Genomic DNA, 12,129 nt, shown 5'->3' with positions numbered 1-12,129 from the left:
ATGCGGGAATGTCAAATCCTGTCCACCTGCGTGAATGTCAATCGTGTCTCCCAAAATTTCACGAGCCATAACGGAACATTCAATATGCCATCCCGGACGACCATTGCCCCAAGGACTCTTCCAGAAAATTTCACCCGGCTTCGCATCTTTCCACAATGCAAAATCAAGTGCATCTTCTTTCTTTTCGCCCGCTTCAATGCGTGCGCCGATTTTTAAATCATCAACCGATTGTTGGGACAATTTGCCGTACCCTTCAAACTTGCGTGTGCGGTAATAAACGTCACCTTGCGACTCGTAAGCATAGCCTTTTTCGATTAAGACTTCGATGAATTCGATGATAGAGTCCATATGTTCCGTGACACGTGGGTGAGCATCCGCTTTCTGGCAACCAAGTGCAACCACATCTTCAAAATAAGCGGCGATAAAACGTTCGGTTAATTCGGATACTTCTTCACCCAGTTCATTTGCCGTTTTGATGATTTTATCGTCAACATCCGTAAAGTTAGAAACGAAATTCACTTCATATCCACGGTACTTCAAGTAGCGACGTACGGTATCGTAGACGATTACCGGACGGGAGTTCCCGATGTGGATGTAGTTATATACTGTCGGTCCACATACGTACATTTTCACCTTGCCTTCTTCAAGCGGCACAAATGGTTCTTTTTGACGCGTCAATGTGTTGTAAATATGAATGCTCATTTAACGTTTCGCTCCTTTTCGAATTGTTCACTGACAAGCGCGACTTGTTCGCGCAAGACGGCAATTTTTTCTTCTAACATATTGCATTTATCCGCTACTGGATCCGGCAAGTCCTGGTGATCCAAGTCACGTTTCACTTTGATTCCATCTTGTACGACGACTGTACCAGGAATACCTACAACCGTTGAATTTGGCGGAACATTTTTCAATACAACCGAGCCTGCACCGACTTTACTGTTTTCACCGATCGTAATCGACCCAAGTACTTTTGCTCCTGTTGCTACCAATACATTATCGTGTAACGTGGGATGTCGTTTCCCTCGTTCTTTACCTGTACCACCAAGTGTCACTCCTTGGAAGATCGTTACATTATTGCCAATTTCACACGTTTCCCCTATGACTACACCCATTCCGTGGTCTATGAAAAAGCGGCGACCAATTTTGGCACCCGGATGGATTTCAATTCCGGTGAAAAATCGACTCACTTGCGATACGACTCTCGCTAGGAAAAAGAATTTCCGCTTAAAGAGCGCATGTGCGACACGGTGTGCCCAAACCGCATGTAACCCGGCATACGTCAGCACAACTTCCAGCACACGTCTGGCAGCTGGATCTTGCTCGAAGACGACTTCAACATCTTCTTTCATTCGACTGAACATCATCGTTCCTCCTGTGTTAGTTTTTGTTAAATGTTTTGTTTGATTTTGATTCGATCGGTAGCCCTATATTTGGCTTGTGAATAATTTAACGCTCAAACTGGCATGTCTGTCGATCAAACGGAATGATTTATCACTCAAACGGGTCTCATCTCCAAGTTTACTTTACGAGACAACCTCACAGTTTTTTGACCAAAATAAAAAGCGCCCCTGTCATTGACTGACAGAGACGCTGTAATAGCGCGGTTCCACTCTGATTGGAAGGATGTTTTGCGGTCCTTCCCACTTGGCGTCTTGTAACGTAGACGGTACGGCTCGCTTACTAAATGGTTCAGCTGAGCGCTCAGAGGTGCATTTCCATAGTGCCAAAGCTCAGACCACTTTCAGCCGGTGGTGGTCCTCTCTAAAGAGCGTGCCTTATGTACTTCTCCTCATCAAAGCGTTTTGATGTTTTGGTTAAAGATAGCTTCATTTTCACACCATCATGCATGAAAGTCAAACTTATTGTTTTGCGAATTTCTCCACACGTGCAAGTACCTTTTCTTTGCCGATTAACGCGATTGCGTTAGGCAATTCCGGACCGTGTGTTTGACCAGTCGTCACAACACGGATTGGCATGAACAAGTTCTTGCCTTTATGTCCCGTTTCTTTTTGCACGGCTTTGATTGCTGCTTTGACAGCATCTGCTTCAAACACTTCCAGTTGCTCAAGTTGCGTTTTGAAAGATGCCATAACTTCCGGCACTTGTTCGCCAGCTAAAACAGCAGTAGCTTCTTCATCATATGCAAGTTCATCCTTAAAGAATAGGTCAGTTAGCTCAGTAATTTCAGCACCGAAACTCATTTGTTCATGGTAAAGCGCGATCACGCCCGTTGCCCATTGTTTTTCTTCTTCTGTCAATGTTTCAGGCAAGCGACCAGCTTTTTGTAAATGAGGCAATGCAAGTTCAACTACTTCTTCAAGTGACAGTTGCTTCACATATTGATTATTCATCCACGTTAGTTTTTGCTTATCGAACATCGATGGCGATTTAGATAAACGATTGACGTCAAATTGGCGAATAAATTCTTCTTTCGTGAAGATTTCTTCTTCCCCTTCAGGAGACCAGCCAAGAAGTGCAAAGAAATTGAACATTGCTTCTGGGATATAACCAAGATCTTTATACTGAGCAACGAATTGAATAATCGATTCGTCACGTTTTGAAAGTTTTTTACGGCTTTCGTTGATGATTAATGTCATATGACCGTATTCAGGCGCTTTCCAACCAAATGCGTCAAATACCATCATTTGTTTTGGTGTATTTGATAAATGTTCTTCCCCACGGAATACGTGAGAAATCTTCATGAAATAATCATCCAAAACAACTGCATAGTTATAAGTCGGAATACCATTTGCTTTAACAAGCACCCAGTCACCAACATCTTTCGATTCAAATGAAACCGAACCGCGCACCAAGTCTTCAAATGTATACGTTACATCTGCAGGTACACGCATGCGAATGGTATGTGCAAGACCTACCGCCTCTTTTTCTGCCACTTGTTCTTTCGTTAAGTTACGGCATGTACCTTTGTACATTGGTGCAGCGACACCTTTTGCTTTTTGCTCTTCACGCTCAACTTCCAACTCTTCCGTTGTGCAGAAACATTTATACGCATGACCATTTTCAAGCATTTCTTCTGCATGCTTTTGGTAAATGTCCAAACGTTCCATTTGACGGTAAGGAGCATATGGTCCACCGATATCAACAGACTCATCATATTCCATGCCAAGCCATTTCAAGTTTTCCAGTTGCGATAATTCGCCACCTTCAATGTTACGTTCAATATCCGTATCTTCAATACGAACAATGAATTTACCGCCGTGATGGCGTGCAAATAAATAGTTGAATAAGGCAGTGCGGGCTCCACCAATATGTAAATTTCCTGTTGGGCTTGGTGCGTAGCGTACGCGAACTTCTTGTGTCAYGTCTGTGTCCTCCTCGAATACGTGCTAAACTTTGTCCAGTTTAACACAGGTCATACTTATTTTTGAATGAGTAATATCGTCGCCTGTGCCGCGATGCCTTCTCCACGTCCTGTAAAGCCCAGCTTTTCGGTTGTTGTCGCTTTGACATTCACTTGCGATGGTTCGGCATTTAGCAGTTGTGCGATGCGGTCACGCATTTGATTAATGTAAGGTGCCATCTTTGGTGCCTGTGCAATAATCGTGCAATCCACATTGCCTAATTTATAGCCTTTTTCTTCAACGATGTTCCAAATGTATGCAAGTAATTTTGCGGAATCTGCATCTTTAAATTCAGGGTCCGTATCGGGAAAATGACGTCCAATATCCCCTTCACCAATTGCGCCCAGTGCCGCATCCGTTACTGTATGTAATAAAACATCGGCATCTGAATGCCCGATTAAACCTTTTTCGTATGGAATCGTCACGCCACCTAAAATAAGCGGTCTATTCTCTGCAAATTCATGTACATCAAACCCTTGTCCAACTCGAAACATTTAGTTTTCCTCCTGCTGTCGTTTTTGTAAGATGGCTTCGCCTATCAATAAATCTTCTTGTGTCGTCATTTTTACATTATCATACGTACTCTCTACCACGTACACAGGGATATTCAGTCGTTCGACTAACATGGATTCATCTGTCCCGAGAAACCCATCTTGTTCTGCTTGCTGTTGTGCCTTCATCAAAATGTCCTTACGGAAAGCTTGTGGAGTCTGGATCATCCACAATTGATCACGGTCCACCGTTTCTTCAATAATGTGATTGCGTACACGTTTCATGGTGTCTTTCGCTTTCACACCAGCGATGGCAGCACCGGTCTCACGAGCTTTTTGAACCATTTGGGAAATCACGGCTGGTTCGATGAAAGGCCTTGCCGCATCGTGCACGAGAATCAAGTCAGCCTCATGCTCAGCTGCTTGGATGCAGGCATACACACTGTATTGACGTTCCTCGCCACCTTCAGGCATCCCTTTCACTTTCGCAATGTTATGCTCGTTCAACATCTCCTGAATCGTCACACGCTCTTCAGGCTTCACTGCGAGCCAGATCCCAACGCAATTTGTATCTTGTTCAAAGACCTCAAGTGTATGGATGAGAATTGGCTTATCGCGCAATGTAAGAAATAATTTATTACGGCCAGCCTTCATCCGTTTCCCGCTACCCGCAGCCGGTAATACAACGATATATTTCATTTCAAGTATTCTCCTCTTTCTTGATGGAAAAGGAGGCCGCCTTAGCTGTCTGGTGTTGTTGACAGAAAGGGCAGCCTCTTATTTTAGGTGTAATTGTTTATTTCGTTTTAGCAAAAATCATTCGCCCAGCCGAAGTTTGAAGAACACTTGTAACAATGACGTTAATTGCTTGGCCGATATACGACTTGCCATCTTCCACGACGATCATCGTTCCGTCGTCTAGATATGCTACACCTTGATTTTGTTCTTTGCCATCTTTGATGACCACGATATGCATTTCTTCACCGGGAATCACGACTGGTTTGACCGCATTCGCAAGATCATTGATATTCAGAACAGGCACTTGATGCAATTCACACACTTTATTCAAGTTGAAATCAYTGGTCACTACCATGCCGTCCATTTTCTTCGCAAGACGCATCAGTTTCAAATCAACTTCTGCCACATCATCAAAATCTTCTTCTGTAATCAAAACAGCTGAAGCTCGCTCGGACTGAAGTTGTTTCAAGATATCAAGACCACGTCGACCTCGTGTACGTTTCAATGTATCCGAAGAATCGGCAATATGCTGAAGTTCAGTCAATACAAACTGAGGTACGACAAGCACCCCTTCAAGGAAACCCGTTGCAGAAATATCAGAAATCCGACCATCGATAATGACACTTGTATCGAGTAATTTATATGATGCTTGTTGCAATGCCTGAGGGTTGTTTTCATCGAACTTTTTCTTTTGTACAACCGTTTTGTTAGCAGCAAACATTTGAACAATTTCATCGCGCTTCTTGAAGCCTACCTGGAAACCAAGATATCCTAAAGTGATGGTCAGCAATATGGGAAGTACCGCATCAATGACAGGAAGCTGTATAGAATCCACCGCAAAATTCAAAAGAAATGCGACACTAAGCCCAATAATCAGACCGAGTGTACCAAACAACAAATCACCGATTGGCGCTTTCAGCAATCGATCTTCCATCCAACTTAAAAACTCGATCAAATAGTCGGTTAACAGTAAAGCAAGTACAAACAAAAGAATGGCTCCTATTAGCACAGACACATACGGATTGTTCAGCCACGGGTTAGAAGATAAATGTATAAGATCGTATAATTGCGGTAAAAAAAGTAACCCGAGCGTTCCACCAATCAAGATAAATGTAATTCGAATAATCCACTTTAACACTAGCCCACCTCCTGTTTTTGATTATACACGTTTTCAAACGGAAACACCTACTTGACGAAGAAGGCAATCGTAAAGTTTCTTATGACAAGCGTCAGTCACCTGGAATTTATGGTGTAGGGAAGTTAATCGGCGTGGCAAAGGTTTTAATCCGAACGGATCGGTTCCACCTAGATTCTCCCAGCGGAATCTCCTCCTTCGAGATACTAGAGAAAAAGCTTTCCCAAAACGCCTAAGCGTTCGGGAAAGCTTCTTTTAATGCCTGATTTACGGTTTCAACGCCAACCACTTGAATACCTTTCGGATAGTCCCAGCCGCCAAGATTCGACGCTGGAATAATTGCACGCTTGAATCCAAGTTTCGCCGCTTCCTGCACGCGTTGTTCCACTCGGGACACACGACGCACTTCACCTGTTAACCCCACTTCTCCAATAAAGCAGTCATGTGCACTCGCCGCGACATCACGGAAACTGGAAACGATGGTCGTCAAGACAGCCAAATCGATGGCTGGCTCGTCTAGCTTCACGCCACCGGCTACTTTAATGTAGGCATCTTGCGTTTGCAGTAGCATTCCGACCCGTTTCTCTAATACGGCCATCAGTAAAGAAATCCGGTTTTGATCAATCCCGCTTGCCATACGCTTCGGATAGTTGAAACTCGTCGGCGTAATCAAAGCCTGAATTTCAACCAGAATCGGTCGTGTCCCTTCCATAGAAGCGACAACGGTTGAACCTGCCGCTCCTTGTGAACGTTCTTGCAAGAACAATTCAGAAGGGTTCAATACTTCTTTTAATCCACCTTGTAACATTTCAAAAATAGCAATCTCGTTGGTTGAACCAAAACGGTTTTTCTGTGAACGCAAAATGCGATACGTATGGTGACGTTCGCCTTCGAAGTACAGAACTGTATCCACCATATGTTCAAGTAAACGCGGTCCGGCAATCTGACCTTCCTTCGTTACATGACCCACAAGGAAAATCGCAATGTTTTTCGTTTTGGCAATGCGCATCAATTCCGCTGTACATTCCCGCACTTGTGAAACGCTACCTGGGGCAGACGTAACTTCAGGATGGTGAACTGTTTGAAWGGAGTCAATTACGACAAACTTTGGTTCGACTTGATCGATTGCCTCATTCACTAGTTCCAAGTTGGTTTCTGAATAAATATAGAGCTCAGAAGATGCCACACCCAAACGTTCTGCACGAAGTTTCGTTTGTCGGATGGACTCTTCCCCAGACATATACAATACGCGTTGCCCTTTGTTCGCCAGTAATGAGGAAACTTGCAGCAACAGTGTGGATTTACCGATACCGGGGTCTCCACCAATCAAAATAAGTGACCCAGGTACAATTCCGCCTCCAAGTACACGGTTCAATTCAGCAAGATCCGTATCTACGCGTGGTTCATCAACCGTTTCAACAGCTGTAATCGGGGTCGCTTTTTGTGCGATTTTTTCAGAATGCTGGAACGTGCGGCGGGGTCCTTTTACGACCACTTCCACTTCTTCCACCATGGTGTTCCATGCGCCACAACCAGGGCAGCGTCCCATCCATTTAGCAGATTCATAGCCACATGAGTTACACAAGAATTTTGTTTTACGTTTAGCCATAGTACCTCCTACTTTCGCAGATTCCTTTACTACTATCAACAACATCGTTTACATAGAGCATTATGTAAAAAAGAGCATTCCGAACAGCCTCGCCGGAATGCTCCAATAGTTTTATTCTGTTACTGCTTCTTTTGTACGAACGATAAATTCATCGTTTTCAACATCGAACACAATATTGTTTCCTGTCAACACCGTACCTTTTAATAGTTCTTCAGACAAGCGATCTTCCACGTGTTTTTGAAGTGCACGACGGAGCGGACGTGCACCGTACTCTGGGTCGTACCCTTCTTTTGTGATTTTTTCTTGAGCCGCTTCTGTTAACACAAGCTCAATTTCCTGCTCTTTCAAGCGTTTCGTTAATTGAGCAGTCATTAATGTCACGATTTCTTTCAAGTGTTCTTTTTCTAAAGAATGGAACACAATCATTTCATCGACACGGTTTAAGAATTCAGGACGGAAGGCTTTTTTCAACTCTTCGAGCATTTTGCCTTTCATGTCTTTGTATTTCTGTTCGCCGTCTTGCAAATTGAAGCCGACGTATTTGTTTTTCTTCAACGCTTCCGCGCCGACGTTGGATGTCATAATAACAACCGTGTTTCGGAAGTCGACTGTGCGTCCTTTAGAATCAGTTAGGCGACCATCTTCCAACACTTGCAACAAGATATTGAAGACATCTGGATGTGCTTTCTCGATTTCATCTAAAAGAATAACAGAATACGGTTTGCGACGAACTTTTTCTGTCAATTGACCGCCATCTTCAAATCCAACGTAACCAGGAGGTGAACCGACAAGTCGAGAAGTCGAGTGTTTTTCCATGTACTCGGACATGTCGACGCGAATCATTGCATCTTCGTCGCCAAACATGCTCTCTGCAAGTGCACGGGCAAGTTCTGTTTTACCGACACCAGTTGGCCCAAGGAAAATGAATGAACCAATTGGACGTTTTGGATCTTTCAATCCAGCGCGTGCTCGGCGTACTGCGCGAGAAATCGCTGTAACTGCTTCCGCTTGACCGATAACACGTTGGTGCAATGTATCTTCTAATTTCAATAATTTCTCAGACTCGGTTTGTGCCAGTTTTGAAACCGGAATTCCCGTCCACATGGAAACAACTGCCGCGATATCTTCCACAGTTACTTCAGATTCGGCTCTGCCTTGTTCTTCTTTCCAAGACTTCTTCGTGCTTTCGAGTTCTTCTTTCAGCTTTTGTTCCGTATCACGGAATGATGCTGCTTTTTCAAACTCCTGGCTTTGAACAGCCGCGTTTTTCTCCGAACGGATTGCTTCTAAACGAGTTTCCAGTTCTTTCAAATTCGGCGGTGTCGTGTATGAACGCAAACGCACTTTCGAACCGGCTTCATCAATTAAATCAATTGCTTTGTCCGGTAAGAAACGGTCTGAAATGTAACGGTCTGACATTTTAGCTGCTGCAGTAATCGCTGCATCCGTAATTTTCACACGGTGATGGGCTTCATAACGATCACGAAGTCCTTTGATGATTTGAATAGACTCTTCAACTGAAGGTTCATCCACTTGAATCGGTTGGAAACGACGCTCCAAAGCAGCATCTTTTTCAATATATTTACGGTATTCATCAAGCGTTGTTGCACCAATACATTGAAGTTCGCCACGAGCAAGTGACGGTTTCAAGATATTTGAAGCATCAATAGCGCCTTCTGCACCACCGGCACCAATCAATGTGTGGAGCTCATCGATAAATAGAATGACGTTACCCGCTTGGCGAATTTCATCCATCACTTTTTTCAAGCGATCTTCAAACTCACCACGGTATTTTGTACCCGCAACAACTGTACCCATATCCAATGTCATGACGCGTTTGTCACGCAGAATTTCCGGTACTTCATTTTGCACGATTTGTTGTGCCAAACCTTCAGCGATGGCTGTTTTACCGACACCCGGTTCCCCAATAAGAACAGGGTTGTTTTTCGTACGACGTGATAGCACTTCAATGACACGCGTGATTTCTTTGCTACGTCCAATGACTGGATCCAAGCTTCCTTCGCGTGCAATTTGTGTTAAATCACGAGCCAAGCTATCAAGCGTTGGTGTGCTCGCAGCAGGATTGTTTCCGCTGTTCGCTTGAACATGATCGTTGCTACCCAGTAATTGCAGCACTTGTTGACGTGCTTTATTCAAGCTGACACCTGAATTGTTAAGCACACGAGCCGCTACACCTTCACCTTCGCGAATCAATGCCAGCAATAAATGCTCTGTGCCGATGTATGAATGGCCCAGTTTACGCGATTCGTCTACTGATAACTCAATGACTTTCTTCGCACGTGGTGTGTAATGAACGATTGGACCTACGTCACCAGTTCCCATTCCTACCAGTTCTTCAATGCCTTCTTCAATCATTTGCGGGCTGACTTCGATTGCTTCCATTGCTTTTGCAGCAATTCCGCCACCCTCTCGAATTAAGCCTAATAATATATGTTCAGTACCAATTGACTCGTGCTTCATACGAATGGCTTCTTCTTGAGCTAATTGGAGTACTTTTTGTGCGCGTTGTGTAAATCGATTAAACATCATGAGGTTCCTCTCCTTCATTGTCTAAATTATTGTCTACTTGCAACCGTTCCCTAAACAACTTTGCCCGAAACACATCGCGTTCTTCGGGTTGCAGGGACGTATCTGCATACTTCTGTAAAAAACCTGGTTGCATGAAAACCATGCATTCATTCAAAATTGAAACATCGACACCTTTAATCAAACCTAGATCGATGCCAAGACGCACGTCTGATAAACAGCGTCCCGCTTCTTCTGTTGTTAAAAGCCGTGCATACGTCAAAACACCAAGTGAACGATACAGACGATCTTCCAATACATTCGGTCTCGTATGTAAGAGAGCCGCTCTTGCTTCACGTTCTTTTTGAATAATTTGTTCAGTGATGCTTTGCAAATCAGTTAAGATATCTTCTTCTGATTTCCCGAGAGTTGTTTGATTTGATACTTGATACACATTGCCGAGGGCTTCACTACCTTCTCCGTAGATGCCGCGTACGACCATCCCGAGACGTGTAATCGCCGTTACAATACGATCCATTTGCTTTGTCATCGTGAGTGCTGGTAAATGCATCATCACCGATGCCCGTAGGCCAGTGCCCGTATTCGTCGGACAACTCGTTAAATAGCCAAACTGTTCATCAAATGCATAGGGCAGTTCTTTTTCAAGGACGTCATCTATATGGTTTGCCTGACGCCATGCTTCGTTTAACTGCATTCCCGGGAAAATACATTGTATGCGAATATGATCTTCTTCATTGACCATCACACTGACCGCTTCATCATCTGATAATAAAACGGACCCTGCTATTTCCGAGTGAGCCAATTTCGGACTGATTAAATGCTTTTCAACCAGCACTTGCCGATTGAGCGCAGATAGCTCTTTTATATCTATATACGAAAAGGTCGACTCAAGTTCCGCTTCTGCATCAAGTAAAACTGAAGAAATCGCTTGATCTACTTGCAGCGCTTCATTTTCCGTAAAAGAAAGTGGAAATCGGTAACCTGTTRAATTTCGGGCGAGCCGGATTCTCGTGCTCATCACGATATCTGCATGCTCTCCCTCGCCGGCCATCCAACTTGTAACGGAATTATTTAGAAAACGTTCAATGGACATCGCGGTTTTCACCTCCGCTTTTCAGCTGTTCCTCTAACGAGCGAGCTTCATCCCGAAGTCGTGCCGCCTCTTCAAAATTTTCAATCTCAATCGCCGTGCGCATGGACGTGCGAATTGCTTCAATTTGTTTTTTTAATTGCAGTGTTTGGCCAAATGTACCTGGCGCTTTTCCCACATGTTTCACATTGCCGTTGTGCAATTTTTTGAAGACGTCCGGTAATTGTTCGTGAAAACTTTCATAACAATGTGCACACCCAAACTTCCCTTGGTTTAAAAACTGTCGGAATGTCCATCCACATGAACTGCATGTCTTAGCTTCTGGTTGAGGTTTTTGTTGCACTTGTTTGCTTTCCGGGACGCCAAACCAATTGGACAATAACTGATGTAGCGAAAGTGGATCCTGCTGAAAATCCAAATGAAACGGATGGAAATTTTTTGCGCAGACCTCACAATAATGTCGTTGCACCTGTTCTCCATTTTGTATTTGCGTCACGGTAACTTTTGCCGGACGATGTTTACAATTCTCACAAATCATCTCGCGCTCGCCTCACTTTAACTGTTCATACTTGAATGTCATAAGCATCGCTTGCAATATGCGTGAACGCAATTCATCTCGATGCGGCAATGGGGTATTGAGGGTTGTACGATCGAGTGCCGCGAGCATCATTTTCGCCTCACGCTTCGTCACTACATTCTCATCGATTAAACRAAAGATAATATCTTCCGTCATCGTTTGAGAAGCTCCACGCTCTAAACTTGCCAGAATGGTTTCAATTAAATCRGCCTTCGTATGAGCGCGTACCCGAACTATTCGAATATACCCCCCGCCCCCCCGCTTACTTTCAACGAGGTAACCACGGTCAGCGGTGAAGCGCGTATTAATCACATAATTAATTTGTGAAGGCACACATTGAAACTGCTCCGCAATCTCACTGCGCTTTATCTCAACATGCCCTTTTTCATCTAATTCGATAACTTTCTTTAAATACCCTTCAATAATATCTGATATATTCCGCATGCAATCACCTCCTGATCAATTAACTCTGAGTGCGATTAAGGTTAGTGGCTATATTTCACGTGGGCATCCCAATAGGATGCACCATGTACCTGACTTTGACTAACTTTGACTTTATTATATAAGGGGAGATAGGAAG

General features: G+C 43.9%; 11 protein-coding genes and 1 other annotated feature. All 11 genes read right to left on the bottom strand.

The annotated features are described in order from the left end of the window. Positions 1-702, bottom strand: a 702-nt coding sequence (gene cysS / locus AC1DSB_RS06720; protein ID WP_477586195.1) for a cysteine--tRNA ligase, incomplete at its 3' end; no start/stop codon positions are given. After that, positions 699-1,361, bottom strand: a complete 663-nt coding sequence (gene cysE, locus AC1DSB_RS06715) for a serine O-acetyltransferase (RefSeq protein ID WP_477531071.1) — start codon at positions 1,359-1,361, stop codon at positions 699-701. The genes cysS and cysE, both read right to left, overlap by 4 nt. 219 nt (positions 1,362-1,580) lie before the next feature. After that, positions 1,581-1,805, bottom strand: a binding site (T-box leader). A gap of 54 nt (positions 1,806-1,859) precedes the next feature. Continuing rightward, the gene (gltX, locus tag AC1DSB_RS06710; RefSeq protein WP_477586197.1) at positions 1,860-3,323 is read right to left on the bottom strand and encodes a glutamate--tRNA ligase; all 1,464 of its coding nucleotides are present in this window, start codon (positions 3,321-3,323) and stop codon (positions 1,860-1,862) included. Positions 3,324-3,379: 56 nt separating this feature from the next. Next, positions 3,380-3,856, bottom strand: a complete 477-nt coding sequence (ispF, locus tag AC1DSB_RS06705) for a 2-C-methyl-D-erythritol 2,4-cyclodiphosphate synthase (protein ID WP_477531053.1) — start codon at positions 3,854-3,856, stop codon at positions 3,380-3,382. Continuing rightward, complete coding sequence (gene ispD, locus AC1DSB_RS06700) at positions 3,857-4,552, bottom strand: 2-C-methyl-D-erythritol 4-phosphate cytidylyltransferase (protein WP_477531052.1); 696 nt, start codon at positions 4,550-4,552, stop codon at positions 3,857-3,859. Positions 4,553-4,649: 97 nt separating this feature from the next. After that, positions 4,650-5,729 carry a PIN/TRAM domain-containing protein gene (locus AC1DSB_RS06695; protein WP_477586193.1) on the bottom strand — a complete coding sequence of 360 codons (1,080 nt, stop codon included), beginning with the start codon at positions 5,727-5,729 and terminating at the stop codon, positions 4,650-4,652. A 229-nt stretch (positions 5,730-5,958) separates the two neighbouring features. Further along, a complete protein-coding gene (gene radA, locus AC1DSB_RS06690; RefSeq protein ID WP_477586191.1) occupies positions 5,959-7,335 on the bottom strand; it encodes a DNA repair protein RadA in 1,377 nt (458 codons plus the stop codon). Positions 7,336-7,446: 111 nt separating this feature from the next. Then, positions 7,447-9,885 (bottom strand): ATP-dependent protease ATP-binding subunit ClpC, encoded by a 2,439-nt coding sequence (gene clpC / locus AC1DSB_RS06685; protein WP_016429855.1) that lies wholly within the window; start codon positions 9,883-9,885, stop codon positions 7,447-7,449. Then, positions 9,875-10,975 carry a protein arginine kinase gene (locus AC1DSB_RS06680; RefSeq protein WP_477586189.1) on the bottom strand — a complete coding sequence of 367 codons (1,101 nt, stop codon included), beginning with the start codon at positions 10,973-10,975 and terminating at the stop codon, positions 9,875-9,877. Before AC1DSB_RS06680 ends, clpC begins: the two co-directional genes overlap by 11 nt. Beyond that, positions 10,965-11,510 (bottom strand): UvrB/UvrC motif-containing protein, encoded by a 546-nt coding sequence (locus AC1DSB_RS06675; RefSeq protein WP_477531050.1) that lies wholly within the window; start codon positions 11,508-11,510, stop codon positions 10,965-10,967. The genes AC1DSB_RS06680 and AC1DSB_RS06675 overlap by 11 nt, the downstream gene beginning before the upstream one ends. A gap of 12 nt (positions 11,511-11,522) precedes the next feature. Next, positions 11,523-11,993 carry a CtsR family transcriptional regulator gene (locus AC1DSB_RS06670; RefSeq protein ID WP_477586187.1) on the bottom strand — a complete coding sequence of 157 codons (471 nt, stop codon included), beginning with the start codon at positions 11,991-11,993 and terminating at the stop codon, positions 11,523-11,525. Positions 11,994-12,129 lie beyond the last annotated feature (136 nt).

This window comes from Paenisporosarcina sp. P4_E4_2 (assembly GCF_056401595.1).
This window is presented reverse-complemented; position numbering and strand designations above follow the sequence as displayed.